The sequence below is a fragment of the Pantoea sp. EKM101V genome, assembly GCF_011800325.1.
In the GTDB taxonomy this organism is placed as follows: Bacteria; Pseudomonadota; Gammaproteobacteria; order Enterobacterales; family Enterobacteriaceae; genus Pantoea; species Pantoea anthophila.
This window is the reverse complement of sequence record NZ_JAALFP010000002.1, coordinates 62,900-82,931: the sequence shown is the minus strand read 5'-3', so window position 1 is coordinate 82,931 and position 20,032 is coordinate 62,900. Positions and strand designations below refer to the sequence as shown.

16 protein-coding genes are annotated in these 20,032 nt (G+C 57.4%); 8 read left to right on the top strand and 8 right to left on the bottom strand.

Features of this window, described 5'->3' with window-relative positions; translation table 11 throughout:
• The first annotated feature begins 119 nt into the window (after positions 1 to 119).
• The 3 genes from HFD92_RS04225 (at position 120) to HFD92_RS04215 (ending at position 3,522) form a co-directional block, all read left to right on the top strand.
• On the top strand, positions 120 to 1,424 hold the full coding sequence (locus tag HFD92_RS04225; protein ID WP_009090841.1) for an NAD(P)/FAD-dependent oxidoreductase: 1,305 nt from the start codon (positions 120 to 122) through the stop codon (positions 1,422 to 1,424).
• A 584-nt stretch (positions 1,425 to 2,008) separates the two neighbouring features.
• Positions 2,009 to 2,581: an Ail/Lom family outer membrane beta-barrel protein gene (locus tag HFD92_RS04220; RefSeq protein WP_167428385.1), complete on the top strand. Its 573-nt coding sequence runs from the start codon at positions 2,009 to 2,011 to the stop codon at positions 2,579 to 2,581.
• 398 nt (positions 2,582 to 2,979) lie between these two features.
• Positions 2,980 to 3,522: a glycine zipper 2TM domain-containing protein gene (locus tag HFD92_RS04215; RefSeq protein ID WP_167428384.1), complete on the top strand. Its 543-nt coding sequence runs from the start codon at positions 2,980 to 2,982 to the stop codon at positions 3,520 to 3,522.
• Between the two features lie 130 nt (positions 3,523 to 3,652).
• On the opposite strand, the gene mfd is transcribed toward HFD92_RS04215, so the two are convergent.
• Positions 3,653 to 7,096 carry a transcription-repair coupling factor gene (gene mfd / locus HFD92_RS04210; protein WP_167428383.1) on the bottom strand — a complete coding sequence of 1,148 codons (3,444 nt, stop codon included), beginning with the start codon at positions 7,094 to 7,096 and terminating at the stop codon, positions 3,653 to 3,655.
• A 226-nt stretch (positions 7,097 to 7,322) separates the two neighbouring features.
• Positions 7,323 to 7,532, bottom strand: coding sequence for a hypothetical protein (locus HFD92_RS04205; protein ID WP_009090835.1), 210 nt, complete (start codon positions 7,530 to 7,532; stop codon positions 7,323 to 7,325).
• A 248-nt stretch (positions 7,533 to 7,780) separates the two neighbouring features.
• Between HFD92_RS04205 and lolC the strand changes: the two genes are divergently transcribed.
• The 5 genes from lolC (at position 7,781) to pepT (ending at position 13,331) form a co-directional block, all read left to right on the top strand.
• Complete coding sequence (gene lolC / locus HFD92_RS04200) at positions 7,781 to 8,980, top strand: lipoprotein-releasing ABC transporter permease subunit LolC (protein WP_167428382.1); 1,200 nt, start codon at positions 7,781 to 7,783, stop codon at positions 8,978 to 8,980.
• Complete coding sequence (gene lolD, locus HFD92_RS04195; protein WP_009090833.1) at positions 8,973 to 9,677, top strand: lipoprotein-releasing ABC transporter ATP-binding protein LolD; 705 nt, start codon at positions 8,973 to 8,975, stop codon at positions 9,675 to 9,677. The genes lolC and lolD overlap by 8 nt, the downstream gene beginning before the upstream one ends.
• Positions 9,677 to 10,921 (top strand): lipoprotein-releasing ABC transporter permease subunit LolE, encoded by a 1,245-nt coding sequence (lolE, locus tag HFD92_RS04190; RefSeq protein ID WP_167428381.1) that lies wholly within the window; start codon positions 9,677 to 9,679, stop codon positions 10,919 to 10,921. Before lolD ends, lolE begins: the two co-directional genes overlap by 1 nt.
• 146 nt (positions 10,922 to 11,067) lie before the next feature.
• Positions 11,068 to 11,901, top strand: a complete 834-nt coding sequence (gene cobB / locus HFD92_RS04185) for a Sir2 family NAD+-dependent deacetylase (RefSeq protein ID WP_167428380.1) — start codon at positions 11,068 to 11,070, stop codon at positions 11,899 to 11,901.
• 200 nt (positions 11,902 to 12,101) lie between these two features.
• Positions 12,102 to 13,331 carry a peptidase T gene (pepT, locus tag HFD92_RS04180; protein ID WP_009090830.1) on the top strand — a complete coding sequence of 410 codons (1,230 nt, stop codon included), beginning with the start codon at positions 12,102 to 12,104 and terminating at the stop codon, positions 13,329 to 13,331.
• Positions 13,332 to 13,390: 59 nt separating this feature from the next.
• On the opposite strand, the gene HFD92_RS04175 is transcribed toward pepT, so the two are convergent.
• The 6 genes from HFD92_RS04175 to mnmA form a co-directional block, all read right to left on the bottom strand.
• Positions 13,391 to 14,515, bottom strand: coding sequence for a cupin domain-containing protein (locus HFD92_RS04175; RefSeq protein WP_046101610.1), 1,125 nt, complete (start codon positions 14,513 to 14,515; stop codon positions 13,391 to 13,393).
• Between the two features lie 57 nt (positions 14,516 to 14,572).
• Positions 14,573 to 16,033, bottom strand: a complete 1,461-nt coding sequence (phoQ, locus tag HFD92_RS04170; RefSeq protein WP_046101611.1) for a two-component system sensor histidine kinase PhoQ — start codon at positions 16,031 to 16,033, stop codon at positions 14,573 to 14,575.
• Positions 16,034 to 16,035: 2 nt separating this feature from the next.
• Positions 16,036 to 16,704, bottom strand: a complete 669-nt coding sequence (phoP, locus tag HFD92_RS04165; RefSeq protein WP_009090826.1) for a two-component system response regulator PhoP — start codon at positions 16,702 to 16,704, stop codon at positions 16,036 to 16,038.
• A 104-nt stretch (positions 16,705 to 16,808) separates the two neighbouring features.
• Positions 16,809 to 18,179 carry an adenylosuccinate lyase gene (gene purB / locus HFD92_RS04160; protein WP_150029668.1) on the bottom strand — a complete coding sequence of 457 codons (1,371 nt, stop codon included), beginning with the start codon at positions 18,177 to 18,179 and terminating at the stop codon, positions 16,809 to 16,811.
• Between the two features lie 44 nt (positions 18,180 to 18,223).
• Positions 18,224 to 18,865 carry a high frequency lysogenization protein HflD gene (gene hflD, locus HFD92_RS04155; RefSeq protein WP_009090821.1) on the bottom strand — a complete coding sequence of 214 codons (642 nt, stop codon included), beginning with the start codon at positions 18,863 to 18,865 and terminating at the stop codon, positions 18,224 to 18,226.
• A 43-nt stretch (positions 18,866 to 18,908) separates the two neighbouring features.
• Positions 18,909 to 20,021 carry a tRNA 2-thiouridine(34) synthase MnmA gene (gene mnmA / locus HFD92_RS04150; RefSeq protein WP_111207917.1) on the bottom strand — a complete coding sequence of 371 codons (1,113 nt, stop codon included), beginning with the start codon at positions 20,019 to 20,021 and terminating at the stop codon, positions 18,909 to 18,911.
• Positions 20,022 to 20,032: the final 11 nt, after the last annotated feature.

Genomic DNA, 20,032 nt, shown 5'->3' with positions numbered 1-20,032 from the left:
TCTTCCTGCCATGCTATTCTGCCAGCAGATTGCGATTTTTAACTTCGCCAACCCTATGTTTATTAAGGTTTAATTTAACCTTCAGTTAACTTTTGGTTCACAATTTGAGGGGGTCTTTGTTGACTACATCTGTTAAGAAAATTGTTATCGTCGGCGGGGGAGCAGGCGGCCTGGAAATGGCGACGCAGCTGGGCCATAAACTGGGCCGTAAAAAGAAGGCCGAGATTATTCTGGTCGATCGCAACCACAGTCATTTGTGGAAGCCGCTGCTGCATGAAGTGGCGACCGGCTCGATGGACGAAGGCATTGATGCACTGAGCTATCTGGCCCATGCCCGCAATCACGGTTTCGAGTTCCAGCTGGGATCGCTCACCGATATTGATCGCAGCCGTAAAGTGATCCGCCTGGCCGAAGTGCTTGATGCGCACGGTGAAGTGCTGGTGCCACAGCGCGAAGTGGCCTATGACCAGCTGGTTATGGCGCTGGGCAGCACCTCCAATGACTTCGGCACGCCTGGCGTGAAAGATCACTGTATCTTCCTGGATAACCCGCATCAGGCGCGTCGTTTCCATAATGAGATGCTCAACCTGTTTCTGAAGTTCTCTGCCAGCGAAGGCAAGGTCGAGAAAGTGAATATCGCCATTGTGGGCGGCGGCGCAACGGGCGTTGAGCTCTCAGCCGAACTGCACAACGCGGTGAAACAGCTGCACAGCTACGGATTTAAAGGTCTGGGACGCGAAGCGCTGAACGTGACGCTGGTTGAAGCGGGCGAGCGCATTCTGCCTGCACTGCCACCGCGCATCTCTGCCGCCGCCCATCAGGAGCTGACCAAGCTGGGCGTGCGGGTGCTGACACAGACCATGGTGACCAGTGCCGAGCGCAACGGTCTTAACACCAAAGGCGGTGAGTTTATCGAAGCCGATCTGATGGTCTGGGCGGCGGGCATCAAAGCACCAGACTTCCTGAAAGAGATTGGCGGACTGGAAACGAACCGTATCAATCAGCTGGTGGTGAAAGAGACGCTGCAGACCACGCTGGATGATGACATCTATGCGATTGGCGACTGCGCCTCATGCGCCCTGCCGGGTGGCGGATTTGTCCCGCCGCGTGCTCAGTCGGCGCACCAGATGGCTTCACGCGCGATGGAAAATATCCTGGCGCAGCGTCACGGTAAACCGCTGAAAGCCTATGTCTATAAAGATCATGGCTCGCTGGTATCGCTTTCCCGCTTCAGTACCGTCGGCAGCCTGATGGGCAACCTGATGCGCGGGTCCATGATGGTGGAAGGGCGCATTGCGCGCTTTGTCTACATCTCTCTCTATCGTATGCACCAGATCGCACTGCACGGCTACTTTAAAACCGGCCTGATGATGCTGGTCGGCAGCATCAACCGGGTGATCCGTCCGCGGCTTAAGCTGCACTGATTCGCCACAGGCGAGTACCGTTTTGCTATCAGCCCCCTCATGGCAGGGGGCTTTTTTTTGCTTTTTATAAACTGACCCGCGAAGGTCAGATGCAGAGGTGGCCGGAAATATGCAGCCGCTTTATCAGAGAAGATATCCTGAGGAAATGCCCGCTGCGACAGATACTGCAGTCAGGCTGGCATGCGGTAATAAAAAGGTAATGGAGTATGTAAGTGAATAATGCCATGACGCGTTTTCTGTGCATGCTGTTAAAAACATAATTTAGATAAAAAGTTACTCCATCGCGTGATGATTAATATATTCATAACTTGCGTTTCTTTTTGAGGGTTATATAAGCTTGACTCAATGCGCGCGCCAGGTTGTTTTTTCCAGATTTTAATCATTAAATAATGGCATATCTGTTTACATGAAAGGCATCCGATCATGTACAGCGTCATACGCGGAGCGTGTAAAGAAATTCCTGTCCGACACAGGCGGTCAGACATGCAGCATCCTCTTTCCGTCAGATGTGGGTGATTCAGGGAATGAAGTCCTGCGCTAAGCGCAGGGAAATAATTTATAAAATTATTAAAAGGATCATTTAAATGAAAAGCAAACTCTCAATTATGGCAGTGCTCTGCGCAGGCCTGTTAGCAGGCAGTAATGCGCTGGCAAATAACCACACCGTCTCGGTCGGCTACGCACAGAGTAAAGTCGAAGATTTTATAAACCTACGCGGCGTTAACGTTCAGTATCGCTATGAGTGGGACTCGCCTCTCAGCGTTATTGGTTCATTCAGCTACCTGAAAGGGGATGACAGTTATTCCGAACTGGATTATTTCACGGACGGCACCGCAGAATATCATCAAAAAGTAGAAGCAAAATATTATTCTCTGATGGCGGGTCCAGCCTATCGTATTAATGACTATGTCAGCTTGTATGGATTACTGGGAGTGGCACGTACTAAGGTAGACGGGAAAGATTCGTACCGGACGCCTTATGGCAACTATGCGGGACACTACAGTGAAAGCAAAACGTCGTTTGCTTACGGTGCAGGTGTCGTCATTAATCCAATCAGTACGCTGTCCATTAATATCGGTTATGAAGGCACTCGCGTGAAATACAGCGATGATTTTGCCATCAATGGTTTCAACATCGGTATCGGCTACCGTTTCTGAGCCACCTTTGGTTCTCTGACCCCGGTCCTCTGGCCGGGGTTATTCCACATTCACCCCGATAAACAACGTTCAGACGCCAGACGCGCGCCCTGTATTACCGGATAACGCCAGTGCCTGACAGCGTGCAGGGTGGTTTCTGTTATCCCATTGATTTAAATGAATTTATCCATAGCCTGTAAAAGCGGATACTGCTGCTTTTCTCTCCTCAGAACTCTCCTAAAAACTGGTCCTGAAAGCAAAGTGACCGATTTCCTCCATTTATCTGATGTTGCAATTTCGGTCCATCTGTAAAACTTCATCCCAACAAACACGGCGAGTCGCGCACGTCGGTTATGCCTCAGTTAACGAGGATGCTTTACGGCAGGAATGCGCGGTAACACTTTTCAGGAGGACTTCCTGTGAATAAATCAATGTTAGCGGGTATCGGTATTGGTGTGGCAGCAGCACTGGGTGTTGCCGCCGTAGCAGGCATGAACGTGTTTGATCGCGGTCCTCAATACGCTCAGGTACTGGCTGCAACGCCAATCAAAGAGAGCATCACACAGCCACGTCAGGAGTGCCGAAACGTCACGCTGACGCATCGCCGGGCGGTTCAGGATGAGAACCGTATTGCTGGCTCGGTGTTAGGTGCAGTAGCCGGGGGCGTGTTAGGTCACCAGTTTGGTGGCGGACACGGCAGGGACGTGGCAACCGTCGCAGGTGCGTTAGCGGGCGGTTATGCCGGTAATCAGGTCCAGGGCGGACTGCAGGATCGGGATACCTACACCACAACCGAGCAGCGCTGCAAAACAGTTTACGACAAACAAGAGAAACAACTGGGATATGACGTGACCTATAAAATAGGCGACCAGCAGGGCAAAATCCGTATGGAAAATGATCCCGGCACCCGTATTCCACTGGACCGCAATGGTCAGCTGATCCTTAACGGCGACCAGGCGTAATTGGGCAAAGCTTTGCCGCACTCGCGGCCACACAGCACGACGTAATAAAAAAGGCGCATCTCAGGATGCGCCTTTTTTCATGGCGTTCTGCGCGCCTCGCCGGAAAACGGGCGAGGCGCGGAAGAACCGGTTACGCCTGATGCTCAGCCAGTTGTGAAACGAAGCTCTGCACCCAATCCATACGAATCTTTCTTTCCGTCAGCTCACGCGTAAACCGGAGCCGTGTCGGGCCATCCAGCTTCCACTGCTGAGGCTCTTTCTGCAGCAGGCTGATCAGCCAGGCCGGATCCACCTTGTTCTGCGGCGCAAAATCGAAATAGCCGCCTTTATCGCTGGCTTCAATCTTGCGCAGCCCCACCGCGCGGGCCTTCAGCCTGATGATAGCGACATCCAGCAGATTGCGCGCCGGATCGGGCAGCAGGCCAAAGCGGTCGATCATCTCCACTTTCAGCTCCTGCAGCTCCTCTTCCGCTTCCGCGCTGGCGATGCGCTTATAGAGCGACAGACGGGTGCTGACATCCGGTATAAAGGTCTCCGGCAGCAGCGCGGGCATCCGCAGTTCTACCTCGGTCTGATTGCTGGTGAGATCCTCCAGTGAAGGTTCACGCCCCGCTTTCAGCGCATCGACGGCGTTCTCCAGCAGCTCCATATAGAGCGTGAAGCCCAGCGTCTCCATCTGCCCGCTCTGCTCATCACCCAGCAGTTCGCCAGCCCCGCGGATCTCCAGATCGTGCGTGGCCAGCGCAAAACCGGCCCCCAGATCTTCCAGCGAGGCGATCGCTTCCAGTCGCTTATGCGCGTCGGTGGTCATCGCCTTCGGATGTGGCGTTAACAGCCAGGCATAAGCCTGATGGTGCGAACGCCCGACGCGGCCGCGCAACTGATGCAGCTGCGCCAGGCCAAAGTGGTCGGCCCGCTCGATGATGATGGTGTTAGCGGTCGGAATATCGATCCCGGTTTCGATAATGGTGGTGCAGACCAGCACGTTGAAACGCTGATGATGGAAATCGTTCATCACCCGTTCCAGCTCACGCTCACGCATCTGCCCGTGGCCGATCGCTACCCGCGCCTCCGGCACCAGTTCGCTAAGACGCTGTGCCGCTTTCTCAATATTTTCGACATCGTTGTAGAGGTAGTAGACCTGGCCGCCACGCAGAATCTCACGCAGGATCGCTTCGCGGATCACCAGATCATCATATTCGCGCACAAAGGTTTTCACCGCTAAGCGGCGGGCAGGCGGTGTGGCGATAATGGAGAGATCGCGCATGCCGCTCATCGCCATATTCAGGGTACGCGGAATAGGCGTGGCGGTCAGGGTCAGAATGTCCACGTCGGCCCGCATCGCCTTAATGCGCTCTTTGTGACGCACCCCGAAACGGTGCTCCTCATCGACAATCAGCAGACCGAGATCGTGCCATTTCAGATCGCTCATCAGCAGCTTATGCGTGCCGATCAGGATGTCGATTTTGCCCTCGCTGGCCTGCTCCAGCACCTGCGCCTGCTCTTTCGCGGTGCGGAAGCGGGACAGCATCTCAATGCGCACCGGCCAGTTGGCGAAGCGATCGCGGAAGTTATCGTAGTGCTGCTGCGCCAGCAGGGTAGTCGGCACCAGCACGGCAACCTGCTTGTGGTTCTCAATAGCCAGAAACGCGGCGCGCATGGCCACTTCCGTTTTACCGAAGCCCACATCACCGCATACCAGGCGGTCCATCGCCAGCGGCTGACACATATCGCTCAGCACCGCGTTGATGGCCTGAGCCTGATCGGGGGTGGTCTCAAACGGGAAGCTTTCGCAGAACAGCTGATACTGTTCACGGTCATGCTTAAAGGCAAAACCGGTTTTGGCGGCGCGCTGCGCATAGATGTCCAGCAGCTCCGCCGCTACGTCGCGCACTTTTTCAGCGGCTTTCTGCCGTGCGCGCGACCAGGCGTCGCTGCCCAGTTTGTGCAGCGGCGCGTTTTCGTCAGCCCCACCGGCATAGCGGCTAATCAGATGCAGCGAGGAGACCGGCACGTAAAGTTTGGCGTCGTTCGCGTAGGAGAGCATCAGGTATTCCGCCTGGATGCCACCCGCTTCCAGCGTAGTCAGGCCGATATAGCGGCCCACGCCGTGCTCCAGATGCACCACCGGCTGACCGGGATGCAGCTCCGCCAGGTTACGGATAAGGATATCCGGGTTAATGGTACGGCGGGTATCCTGACGGCGACGACTGACGCGTTCGCCCAGCAGATCGCTTTCGCAAATCAGCGCCCGGTTCCCCACGGTGTCGATAAAACCCCGTTCGCTGGCCCCGATCATCAGGCTGAAACGATCCTCACCGGTCTCATCGAAGCGATGCACCGGCTGAGGACGCAGTTTGATGCGTGCCAGCAGCTCCTGCAGGCTTTCCCGGCGGCCCTCACTTTCAACCGAGAAGACCACGGCACCGCTGAAGGTGTCGATAAACTGACGCAGCGGGTCAAGGGGCGCTTTTGCCTGGGCCTGAACGGCCACATCCGGCAGCGGGATATAACCGAGATTGGTGTTGGCGGCTTTTGCCGGGAGCACCTCATTGGTCATGGAGATGCGCGGCCAGGCTTTTAGTTCGCCCATCAGACCGTCCGGACGCAGCCACAGGGTGGCTGGCTCCAGCAGCGGACGCATCGGATCGACGCGACGATTCTCGTAACGCGCCTCCGCATCCTGCCAGAAGCGGGTGGCACTGCCTTCCAGGTCGCCGCAGTTCACAATCAGGGTGTTGTCAGGCAGATAGCTGAACAGGCTGGGCAGAGGCTGCTCAAAAAACAGCGGCTGCCAGTATTCGATGCCCGCCGGGAGCGTGCCTTTGCTGACCTGCTGATAGATATGCTCCGACTCGCGGCGCACGTCGAAGATCTCGCGCCAGCGGCTGCGGAACAGCTCAATGGCTGCCTTGTCGCTGGGAAATTCATGCGCGGGCAGCAGATTGATTTCCGGCACCGCTTCCAGCGTACGCTGACTGTCAACGTCGAACAGACGCAGGCTGTCAATCTCATCATCGAAGAAGTCGATGCGGTAGGGCTGATCGCTGCCCATCGGAAACAGGTCGAGCAGGGCGCCGCGCGTCGCGTATTCACCGTGCTCCATCACCTGGTCGACATGGCGGTAACCCGCCTGCTCAAGCTGGTCGCGCAGCCTGTCGCGCGACAGTTTTTGTCCCTGTTTCATCACCAGCGCGTGACCGTGCAGGAAGCTGTGCGGGCAGACGCGCTGCATTAGCGTATTGACCGGCATAATCAGCAACCCGCGCTGCATCACCGGCAGCTGGTAAAGGGTCGACAGGCGGGAGGAGATAATATCCTGATGCGGTGAAAAGCTGTCGTAGGGCAGCGTTTCCCAGTCGGCGAGATGGGCCACTGGCAGATCGGTAAACTGGCGGATTTCATCCAGCAGACGCAGGGCGGTTTGGGTATCGGGCGTAATCATCAACACCGGACCGGCATGTCGCTCGGTAATGCTGGCACACTCTACCGCGTGCGCAGCGCCGATAAGCTGACCAAGCTGCCGGTGATCGCCGGATTTAACGGGCAGGGTATAACGAGTCTGTTCGGGCATGGGATCTCGGGGTTGCTCCATTTTTCCAGGACGTAATCATTCCATATTATGTCAGGGGGATCACCTTTGCGGCACAATTTTCCTGCCGCACCGTGCTCAACCCGAATCGGGCAGTGCTTACCGGGTGTCAGCGGTAATGCAGCGGCTAAAAAGAGAATAGACGGAGTCGGGCGGGGGGATCGGAAAAAACCACCGTCGCCATGCAGCGACGGGGTTAAACGGGCAGTTATTTTATGGATTGCTGTGTGTAATGCATGCGTGGGCGGTCGATATTCGCCCAGGATAACTCCTGCTCAGGATGAAAACTGAGGTTGCCGTCGTCCCACTTTACGTAGTAGCCAGCCGATGCCGCTCCCTGCTCAAAGACGTTGATAATCTCGCCCCGGATCTCCCCGGATTGATGTTTCACGATGCTGCCTTTGGGAAATCTGAACATGGTCGCTACCTCTGTGGCCGGGCGATAACCTCGCTTCTTATCCTGTTACTGATTGTAGTCTACCCTCTGCGGTGGCGGATAATCAGCCAATAAGCGGCGGCTTTATGCTCTATTCCCCGGCTTTGGCAGGGAATGTGACGCATTCTGATGCAACTTTGCTGCCGACTCAGAGGGTTAGAGGTTTCATAAAGCCAGCCTCTCCTTTATCATCCCACTACCTATTTTCAGGCAACGGCTTACTGGATTCCATGTATCAACCTGTCGCGCTATTTATCGGTCTGCGTTACATGCGCGGACGAGCATCGGATCGCTTCGGTCGCTTTGTCTCCTGGCTCTCAACGATTGGCATTACGCTCGGCGTGCTGGCGATGGTGACCGTGTTATCGGTCATGAACGGATTTGAGCGTGAACTCGAAGGCAATATTCTTGGCCTGATGCCTCAGGCGCTGATCACCAGCGACAAAGGCAGCATTAATCCGCAACAGCAACCCGCCCGTTCCCTCAACCTCAACGGGGTCAGCCGTATTGCACCGCTGACCACGGCGAATGTGGTGTTGCAAAGCCCGCACAGCGTCTCGGTTGGGGTGATGCTCGGTATCGCGCCGGATGAGAAAGATCCGCTGACGCCGTTTCTGGTCAACACCGATCAGCGCGTCCTGCAGGCCGGGCAGTACAATGTCATCCTCGGGGAACAGCTGGCCTCTCAGCTGGGCGTTAAACGCGGCGACCAGCTGCGTCTGATGGTGCCGTCGGTCAGCCAGTTTACGCCGATGGGCCGCGTGCCGAGCCAGCGCCTGTTTACCGTGGTGGGCACCTATGCTGCCAACAGCGAAGTCGATGGTTATCAGATCCTGGTCAATCTTCAGGATGCGTCGCGTGTCATGCGCTATCCGGCCGGGAATATCACCGGCTGGCGACTCTGGCTCGACAAACCGCTTGAGGTTGACAGCCTGAGCCAGCAGACGCTGCCGGCGGGCCTGGTCTGGAAAGACTGGCGCGAGCGCAAAGGCGATCTCTTCCAGGCGGTGCGGATGGAGAAGAACATGATGGGCCTGCTGCTGAGCCTGATCATCGCCGTCGCCGCCTTTAACATTATTACGTCGCTGGGCCTACTGATCATGGAGAAGCAGGGCGAAGTGGCGATCCTGCAAACCCAGGGCCTGACGCGCCGGCAGATTGTGGCGGTGTTTATGGTTCAGGGAGCCAGCGCCGGTATTATCGGCACGCTGCTCGGCACCCTGCTGGGCGTGCTGCTCGCCAGCCAGCTCAACACCTTAATGCCGGTCATTGGCCTGTTCCTGGATGGCGCAGCATTGCCGGTCGATATTAATCCGTGGCAGGTGGTGACCATCGCCCTCAGCGCGATGATCGTGGCTCTGCTGTCTACGCTTTATCCTTCATGGCGCGCTGCCGCCGTTCAACCCGCTGAGGCTTTACGTTATGAGTAACTCTCCTTTGTTGCAGTGTCGCGACCTGTGCAAACGCTATCAGGAAGGCAGCGTGCAGACCGATGTGCTGCGCAACGTGGCTTTCAGCCTCCAGCCGGGTGAACTGATGGCGATTGTCGGCAGCTCCGGTTCCGGTAAGAGTACGCTGCTGCATCTGCTCGGCGGCCTGGATGCGCCAACCTCTGGCGATGTGGTCTTCGACGGCCAGTCACTCAATGCGATGTCCTCCCCGGCCAAAGCCGAACTGCGCAACCGCGAGCTGGGCTTTATTTATCAGTTCCATCATCTGCTGCCGGACTTCAGCGCGCTGGAGAATGTGGCGATGCCGCTGCTGATTGGCAAAACCGCAAAAGCGGAAGCGCAGGATCGCGCCCGTGAAATGCTGGCCGCGGTCGGGCTGGACCATCGCGCCGCGCACCGGCCGTCTGAGCTTTCCGGCGGCGAGCGTCAGCGTGTGGCGATTGCCCGTGCGCTGGTCAACCGTCCCCGGCTGGTGATGGCGGATGAGCCCACCGGCAACCTCGATGCGCGCAACGCCGACGCCATTTTTGAACTGCTGGGCGAACTGAACGTCCGTCAGGGCACCGCCTTTCTGGTGGTGACCCACGATCTGATGCTGGCAAAACGCATGACGCGTCAGATGGAGATGCGTGACGGGCAGTTAAGCGATCGGCTCACCCTGGCAGGAGCGGTGTAATGGGTTCATCGTTATCCCTGTTACTGGGCCTGCGCTTCAGCCGCGGACGCCGCCGGGGCGGCATGGTGTCGCTGATTTCGGTGATCTCCACCATCGGTATTGCCCTGGGCGTGGCGGTACTGATTATCGGTCTGAGCGCCATGAACGGCTTTGAGCGTGAACTGAATAACCGCATTCTGGCAGTGGTGCCGCACGGTGAGATCGAGGCGGTGAATCAGCCGTTTCAGCACTGGCAATTGATGATCGCCCCGATTGAAAAGGTACCCGGCATTGCGGCCGCCGCCCCCTACGTTAACTTTACCGGCCTGATTGAGAGCGGAGCCCGGCTGGAAGCGCTGCAGGTCAAGGGCGTCGATCCGGCTCAGGAGCCGCGCCTGAGCGCGCTGCCGCAGTTTGTGGCAGACAACGCCTGGTCCTCCTTTGCCGCCGGTAAACAGCAGATCATCCTCGGCGGCGGTATTGCCAAATCGCTGAATGTGAAGCAGGGCGACTGGATCACCATCATGATCCCGAATAACGATGGTGATAATAAACTGCTGCAGCCAAAACGCATCCGGCTGCAGGTGAGCGGCATCCTGCAACTCAGCGGTATGCTCGATCACAGCCTGGCGCTGGTGCCGCTGGCTGATGCCCAGCACTATCTGGAGATGGGGGAGAGCGTCTCCGGCATCGCCCTGAAGATGACCGACCCGTTCCAGGCCGTTAAGCTGGTGCGCGAGGCCGGTGAGGCGACCCGCTCTTACGTCTACATTAAGAGCTGGATCGGCACTTACGGCTACATGTACCGCGACATTCAGATGATCCGCGCCATTATGTATCTGGCGATGGTACTGGTGATTGGCGTCGCCTGCTTCAACATCGTCTCCACGCTGGTGATGGCGGTGAAAGATAAGAGCAGCGACATTGCGGTCCTGCGTACCCTGGGTGCCAAAGACCGGCTGATCCGTGCCATCTTTATCTGGTACGGGCTGCTGGCAGGCCTGCTGGGCAGCGTCAGCGGCGTGGTCGCGGGCGTGCTGGTGGCGCTGAATCTGACGAAACTGGTGCGCGGACTGGAGTCGATCACCGGTCATCATCTGCTGGCGGGCGATATTTACTTCATCGACTTTCTGCCGTCGGAACTGCACTGGATTGATGTGTTCTCAGTACTGATTACTGCGATTCTGTTGAGTCTGCTGGCGAGCTGGTATCCCGCCAGACGCGCCAGCCGCATTGACCCGGCTCGGGTTTTAAGCGGTCAGTAGCACAATGCGGCGCGAGTGATTATCGCGCCGCTTTTGTTTAAGACCTTTGCTATGGGGTTCTGCCCCCGGCAACCGTTACTATCGGGTGATGTTTACCCGGAATCTGTTCAGAGCAGCTCGCCGCAGCTGCTACGCCAGGAGATTTTATGCGAACACCACGTCGCCGCATACGACTTGCCCGCCTGAAGAAAACCCGGCGAAAAGTGCATCAGCGCTTTCGTCAGCGCATATTTGAGCGCGATCGTCAGGCCGAACTGGCCGCCCACCCTCTGCCGCATGTGGTGATCCTGACCGGCGCAGGTATTTCCGCCGAGTCCGGCATTCGTACATTTCGCGCGGCTGACGGTCTGTGGGAAGAGCATCACGTAGAAGATGTGGCGACACCGGAAGGCTTTCAGCGCGATCCCGCGCTGGTGCAGCGCTTCTACAATGCGCGCCGTCAGCAGCTGCAGCAGGCAGAGATTCAGCCCAACGCGGCCCATCTGGCGCTGGCGGAGCTGGAGCAGGTGTTAGGCGATAATTTTCTGCTGGTCACGCAGAACATCGACAACCTGCATGAGCGCGCCGGAAACAGCCGGGTGCTGCATATGCACGGCGAGCTGTTAAAAGTGCGCTGTGTGACCAGCGGCCAGGTGATTGAGTGGAGCGACGATATCACTCCTGACGATCGCTGCACCTGCTGCCAGTTTCCCTCCGCACTCCGACCGCATGTGGTCTGGTTTGGTGAGATGCCGCTGGGCATGGAGCAGATTTATCAGGCGCTGGAACAGGCCGACTATTTTATCGCTATCGGCACCTCGGGCCACGTCTATCCGGCGGCGGGCTTTGTTCACGAAGCCAGACTGCAGGGCGCGCATACCGTTGAGCTGAACCTGGAGCCGAGCCAGGTGGGTAACGAGTTTGCCGAGCGGCATTACGGCCTGGCGAGTGAAGTGGTGCCGGAGTTCGTGCATAAGCTACTGCGCGGTCTTTATAAATAAACAGGGGCGGCGATGGCCGCCCCTGTTGTTATCGACGACGTCTGACCCGATGCAACAATCTCGTCATCCGGCGTTTTTTTCGGGCTTATTACTTTGCTGAAGGTCAGCGACAGCGCTAACCTGTCTGCTGATGATTTTACGCAACGTTGTGACTGGCCGATCGGTGAATAATACCGCACAGCACTTTTAAAGGATGGGATATGGAACAGTTACTTGAGCGCTTTTTAAGTTATGTGGCCGTTGAAACTCAGGCTAAGCCGCAGGCGCGCCAGGTGCCCAGCAGCGAAGGGCAGTGGACGCTGGCACGGCAGCTGCAGGAAGAGCTGCTGGCGCTGGGATTTGTCGATGTCACCTTAAGCGATCACTGCTGTGTTATGGGCACGCTGCCCGCCAATGTCGACTGGCCTACCCCGGTCATCGGTTTCATCTCCCACATGGATACGTCGCCTGATTTCACGGCGAAGCATGTGAATCCCCAGATCATTGAAAACTATCGCGGCGGTGACATCGCGCTGGGAAGCGGCAATGAGATCCTGTCGCCGGTCATGTTCCCGGTGCTGCACAAATTAATCGGTCATACGCTGATTACCACCGACGGCAAAACCCTGCTCGGTGCGGATGACAAAGCGGGCATTGCAGAGATCATGACGGCGATGGCGCAGCTGGCGGCGAGTGATACGCCGCACGGGGCGATCCGCGTGGCCTTTACGCCTGACGAAGAGATCGGACGCGGCACCTCTCACTTTGATGTGGAAGGCTTTGCCGCCGACTGGGCCTACACCATTGATGGCAGCGATCTGGGTGAGTTCGAATATGAGAACTTCAATGCCGCCTCGGCCACGGTCCGCATCGTCGGCAACAACGTCCACCCTGGCTCCGCCAAAGGGGTGATGGTGAATGCGCTGGAGCTGGCAAATCAGTTTCATGCGGCGGTACCGGCCCGTGAGAAACCGCAGTTTACCGACGGCTACGAGGGCTTCTACCATCTGCATCAGATCAAGGGCAGTGTCGAGCACGCCGAGATGCTCTACATCATCCGTGACTTTGAAACGGAAAGTTTTGAACAGCGGAAACAGACCCTGCTGCAGATCGCTGCGGAGATCAACAAAACCCTGCATCCTGACTGCTCCGTCACCGTTGAGATCACCAACAGCTATCGCAACATGCGTGAAAAGGTCGAGCCGTTCCCGCATATCATTGACCTGGCCCTGCAGGCGATGCGTGACTGCGGCATTGAACCGGTGGTGAAACCGATTCGTGGCGGCACCGATGGGTCGTCGCTGTCGTGGAAAGGGCTGCCCTGTCCGAACATCTTTACCGGGGGCTACAACTATCACGGCAAGCACGAGTTCGCCTCGCTGAACATCATGGCGAAAACGGTGGAAGTGATTGTGCGTCTGTCAGAACTGGCAGCGCAGAAGAAGGGATAATGAGAGAAGGCTCTCTGACCTGAGGGGCAGAGAGCCTGATTCCGTAAGCGGCCTACCGGTTATTCGTCACCAAAATACCAGTACCCGGCATTCACCAGACCGGCGATCTGCGCCAGCACTGCCGGATCATCCAGCGCATCGCCCAGATCATCCAGCGTGATGCGGGAGTGATGCGCCAGCACCGCCATCACCTCAGGGCGTGAACATTCGACCCGCTCACCGTTGACATACACCGCATCGCCAACCGTTAATACACGCAGGCCGCCCAGGCGGCTCAGGGCATCGCCCTGCTGCAGCGCATCATAAATTTCATCAGGCTGATAAGGCGGCTCCGGCGGGGCCACATCAAGCTCATGGCGCGACTGCGAAATAAATTCGCCAAACCAGTGCGCGAAATGCTCCGGCTGGTTAACGACATCCAGCATCAGCTGACGCACACCTTCAATCTCCTGCGGCAGGATCTGCGACGGGCATTCGCGCGCCGGGACATCCGGGTCGCTGAAGCGCAGGCTGCCCAGCTCATTTGCCAGAGCATAATCCGCAAAGCCGCTGATGAGCTCCCGGCCACTGGGGGCACGGAAACCGACAGAGTAGTTCAGGGCGTTCTCCAGCGAATAGCCTTCGTGCGGGAATCCTGGTGGAATGTAGAGGATATCGCCCGGCTCCAGCTCTTCGTCAATGATGGCGTCGAAGGGCTCAACCTGCAGCAGATCGGGATGCGGGCAGTGCTGCTTCATCGGCACTTTTTCACCGACGCGCCAGCGACGGCGACCGGTTCCCTGAATAATAAAGACATCGTACTGATCAAAATGGGGGCCGACGCCGCCGCCAGGCACAGCAAATGACACCATCAGGTCATCAATGCGCCAGTCAGGCAGGAAACGGAAAGGGCGCATCAGCGCAGCAGAGGGTTCGTGCCAGTGATTGACCGCCTGTACCAGCAGCGACCAGTTGTTCTCGCCCAGGTGATCGTAGCTCTCAAACGGGCCGTGGCTGACCTGCCATTTGCCATCCTGATGGCTGACAAGGCGGCTATCCACCTCGTTTTCCATCGCCAGTCCGGCCAGTTCATCCGGTGAAATCGGATCGACAAAGTCTTTAAAGCCACGCTTCAGCACCACCGGGCGTTTCTGCCAGTAGCGCTGAATAAAATCGGGCCAGTTAAGATCGAGCTGATAGTCCATAAAAGAGTTCCGCTTAGGGCTGTAAATGCCAGCAAGTATAACAGCCCGGCGGCTTTTCTACTCGCGGCGATGTTCGACTTCCTGCCGCTGAAAGATCACTTCCATGCGGGTTCCGCCGAGTGCACTGCCGGAGGCGATGACGTTACCTTCATACTGCTCAAGAATGTCGCGCACCACGGCCAGACCTAATCCCTGGCCGGGACGCAGCGTATCGGCCCGCTGTCCGCGAACAAACACCAGGTCGCGCTTGCTTTCAGGGATGCCCGGGCCATCGTCATCGATATAGAGATGCAGCGCCTTGTCGCTCTGAAACGCGCTTACTTCGATAAATTCCAGGCAATATTTGCAGGCGTTATCGAGCACGTTACCCAGCACTTCCATAAAGTCATTCTGGTCACCCACAAAGGTCAGCTCCGGGGAGATATCCAGGGTAATCGCCACGCCCTTACGCTGATAGACTTTATTCAGGGCCGAACAGAGGCTGTCGAGCAGGCCCGAGACCGAATGCAGATCGCGCTGCAGCGGATTGTGATCGGCCTGCATACTGGCGCGGTGCAGGTAATATCCGACCTGCTGCGAGATACGACTGATCTGCTCCAGCATCACCGGTTCTGCCTCTTCCACCGTCAGCTCTTTGCCGTTGCGCAGCGAGCGCAGCGTACTCTGCAATACGGCCAGCGGCGTTTTCAGGCTGTGGGTCAGGTCAGAGAGGGTGGTGCGATAGCGGGTATAACGCTGCCGCTCATTGGTCAGCAGCAGATTGAGATTGCGCACCAGGCTGCGCAGCTCCTGTGGGGGATTGTCGTCCAGGTTTTCGCGCTGACTGGTCTCCAGTTCGCGCACCTGCTGAGTCAGTGCACCGATTGGCCGCAGACTCCAGTGCGCGGCCAGCCACAGCAACGGAACAATCAGGATCAGGTTGGCGGCCAGCACGTAGCTGAACCACGACCAGACCACGTCCGAGTGCTGAAGCTCCTGCGGGATCGAGTCGACCACCACGATGGTGAGCGCAGGCAGATTGGTGGTGGCATCGTAACGGTTGACAGCCACCGAGTGGGTAAAGGTATCGTTGCTGTCGTTATCCCAGTCATTGAGGCGTCGCTGCGCATTCAGGTTGTTCCCCATCGCCAGCATGCTGGTGCGGTTGCTGGTGTCAATCTCGTAAAAATCGGGCTTCAGCAGCCATTCATGGCGGATCTTTTTGCGGATATCCGGAACGTCGCGCTGCTGCCACAGCAGCTTGCCGCGCTCGTCGTAGATAAACACCAGCGTCGGGAAGTTGAGCGTCATCCGCTCCGGCTGGGCGATGGTGAGCTTGTTGTCATGCCATTGCGCCAGCGTAAAGAAGAGGTTGCTCTCACCACGCATAACGCGATAGGTGTTTTTATCAAAGCTCACCACATAGCCAATGACTGCGACCATGCCGTAAGAGAGGGAGAGAAACAGAACAATCGCTGCGGAGGCCAGCAGAAAGCGGGCGCGCAGCGAAATCGGGCGATAACGATTAAACCAGGACATGGTCAGAGATCAAAGCGGTAACCCTGGCCACGCACGGTGGCGATCACGTCAGTGGGGTGCAGCGCTAGAATCTTTTTGCGCAGGCGGCCCATCAGTACGTCGATGGTGTGGCTTTCACGCAGTTCCGCATCCGGGTAGAGCTGGAGCATCAGCGAATCTTTGCTGACCACCTTGCCTGCGTTACGAATCAGCGTTTCGACGATGGTGTACTCAAAGGCGGTGAGCTTCACCGGCTGTTCATTGACGGTGAGTTCACGGCGGGAGAGATCGACCTGAAAGGGGGCCATATCGATAATCTGCGAGGCGTGACCGCTGTTGCGGCGCATCAGCGCCTGCAGCCGGGCGGCCACCTCTTCGATATGAAACGGTTTGGTCACGTAGTCGTCGGCACCGGCTTCCAGCGCTTCGACTTTGGCCTGCCACCCTTCGCGGGCTGTCAGCACCAGAATGGGCTGGCGCACGGCGTCGCCGCGCCAGCGACGGATCAGCGACATGCCATCTTCATCCGGCAGGCCGAGGTCCACCAGCGCGATATCGGGCAGATGTTCCCGAAGAAAATAGTCGGCTTCTTTGGCGTCTTCGGCGGCATCGACCTGATGGCCCATGTCACGTAACTGGACGGCGAGATGATGGCGCAGCAGGGCATTGTCTTCAACAACCAGAACACGCATAGAAAGTCCTTACACTCTGTTTGAGTCAACCTGCAGAAAGTATACGCGAAATGTATTAAACAGGATGTTAACGCAGACCGGAGTGAGCCGGTCTGCGGCGGGCATTATTTCAGATCGTCAACCATCCGGACAGCGCGACCGATATAGTTTGCTGGCGTCATCTGCTTCAGACGCACTTTTTCCTCTTCCGGCAGCGCCAGGCTGTCGATAAAGGCCTGCATACCGGCGGCATCCACGCGTTTGCCGCGCGTCAGTTCTTTCAGCTTCTCATAAGGCTTCTCGATGCCATAACGGCGCATCACCGTCTGGATCGGCTCCGCCAGCACTTCCCAGTTGTGATCCAGTTCGTCCAGCAGACGTTCGCGGTTCACTTCCAGTTTAGAGATGCCTTTCAGCGTCGCCTGATAGGCGATCAGCGCATAACCGACGCCGACGCCAAGGTTACGCAGCACGGTAGAGTCGGTCAGGTCACGCTGCCAGCGCGACACCGGCAGTTTGCTGGCCAGATGCTGCATGACCGCATTCGCCAGACCCAGGTTGCCTTCGGAGTTTTCGAAGTCGATCGGGTTGACCTTATGCGGCATCGTTGACGAGCCAATCTCACCCGCAATGGTTTTCTGTTTGAAATGGTTCAGCGCCACGTAGCCCCAGATATCGCGATCAAAGTCGATCAGGATGGTGTTAAAGCGGGCGATGCAGTCGAACATCTCGGCGATATAGTCGTGCGGCTCGATCTGCGTGGTGTAGGGGTTCCAGGTGATCCCCAGCGAGGTGACAAAATCCTCGCTCAGCGCGTGCCAGTCCACTTCCGGGTAGGCAGCAATGTGGGCGTTGTAGTTGCCCACTGCGCCGTTGATTTTGCCCAGCACTTCGATCTGCTTCAGCTGACGTAACTGACGCTCAAGGCGGTACGCCACGTTTGCCATCTCTTTACCCATGGTTGACGGCGTTGCCGGCTGTCCGTGGGTGCGGGAGAGCAGCGGAATATCACGGTATTCGCTGGCCAGACCCTTCACCGCACCGATCAACTGTTCCCAGTAAGGCAGGAGCACGTCACGGCGGGCTGTTTCCAGCATCAGCGCGTGCGACAGGTTGTTGATATCTTCCGAGGTGCAGGCGAAGTGGATAAATTCAGAGACGGCGTGCAGCGCAGGCGTGTCGGCAACTTTTTCTTTCAGGAAGTATTCGACCGCTTTCACGTCATGGTTGGTGGTGCGTTCGATGGTTTTGATGCGCGCGGCATCTTCTTCGGAAAAACCGGCGACAATCGCATCAAGGAAAGCGTTTGCGTCAGCGTCAAATGCAGGAACTTCCTTGATCTCTGCGGTCGCGGCCAGTTTTTGTAACCAGCGAACTTCAACCTCAACGCGGAATTTCAGCAGACCAAATTCGCTGAAAATCGCACGCAGCGGGCTGACTTTGTCGCCGTAACGACCATCGACAGGTGAGACGGCGGTCAGAGAGGATAATTCCATCAGTGCAACTCCTGAATCATTTAGCAGTGTTTGGCCACACCGACTTAGTAGGTCAGTGGCAGCCGGGATAAGAGGGTTTTCGCTTCACGCAGCAAACGCTGACGCGAGAACATCAGTTGCAGTCGGCCACCACCGACCTGCTGCCAGAGCACCGCCGCGCGGATACCGGCCAGCAGGGTAGCGCGCACTTTACTCTGAACCTGGCTGTTCTGCAGCACGGCAGGTGAACCGGTCACCTGAATCCGCGGGCCAAGCGGGCTGATGACATCGACATAGATGCCCGCCATGGCGCTGAGAATGGTATCGGATTCCAGCTCATAATGCGCCAGCTGGCGATCCAGCTGACTGATGCGCTGGGCCAGGGTCGCCATGGCAGACTTGCTGGCGCTGAGTTTACGTTCCAGCACCATCATGCTCAGGGTGTAACGGGTCAGTTCGGCACCGGCACCCTGGCGACTGCTGCTGTTCAGCACCGCCATCAGGGTTTCCAGTCCGAGACGCAGGTTGGCTTCATTGTTGCCAAACACGGCCAGCGTGGAGTCAGGATTGAGATCCAGCACGCTGCGCAGCGAAACGGTCAGCGCCTCTGGCTGGCAGTGACCCTGCTGAGCCAGCTGCTGCACCAGATGCGCGGACTGACAGATGCCCGCCAGCGCCAGCGTAATTTCCTGATAATTTTTCGCCACGGTTACTCCTGTTTACGCGTCATCAATAGGGGGCTGCGCCCGCTTACTCTGTCACGAAAGGCAGACGCTGTTCGATAATACCGCCACCGAGGCAGACATCGCCAAGATAAAAGACCGCAGACTGGCCGGGCGTCACCGCCGCAACCGGCTCATCAAAGCGCACTTCAATCCGATCGTCACCGTGAGGAATAATCTCACAGGGAATATCGGTCTGACGATAACGGGTTTTCACGGTGCAGCGAAGCGGGGCGGTGATCGGCTGACGATCGACCCAGTGCAGCTGCTGCGCAATCAGTCCCACAGACATCAGACGCGGATGATCGCCGCCCTGAGCGACAATCAGGCGGTTTCGCGCCACATCTTTGTCGACTACATACCAGGGATCATCTTTGCTCTCTTTCAGGCCACCGATACCCAGGCCTTTACGCTGTCCCAGGGTGTGGTACATCAGCCCCTGGTGCTCACCGACGATCTGACCGTCAGTGGTTTCAATCTCGCCTGGCTGGGCCGGCAGATAGCGTGCCAGGAAGTCGCGGAATTTACGCTCGCCGATAAAGCAGATGCCGGTCGAATCTTTCTTCTTCGCGGTAATCAGGTCCAGCTCTTCAGCGATGCGGCGCACTTCCGGCTTTTCCAGCTCGCCGACCGGGAACAGGCTCTGCGCAATCTGCTGGTGGCTCAGGGTGTAGAGGAAGTAGCTCTGATCTTTGTTGCCATCCAGGCCGCGCAGCAGCTGGCTCTGGCCAGCGACATCCTGACGGCGCACATAGTGACCGGTAGCGATGAAGTCAGCGCCGAGATCCTCAGCCGCGAACTCCAGGAACGCTTTGAATTTGATCTCTTTGTTACAGAGAATATCGGGGTTAGGGGTGCGGCCCGCTTTGTACTCTTCGAGGAAATGCTCGAAGACGTTATCCCAGTATTCCGCGGCAAAGTTAACCTTGTGCAGCTTCATACCCAGCTTGTCGCACACCGCTTGCGCATCCGCCAGATCGTCCGCGGCGGTACAATACTCCTCGCCATCGTCCTCCTCCCAGTTCTTCATGAACAGGCCTTCAACCTGGTAACCCTGCTGCTGCAGTAACCAGGCGGAAACGGAAGAATCGACGCCGCCGGACATACCGACGATCACTTTTTTCTGGCTGTTGTCAGACATGACACGCTCGC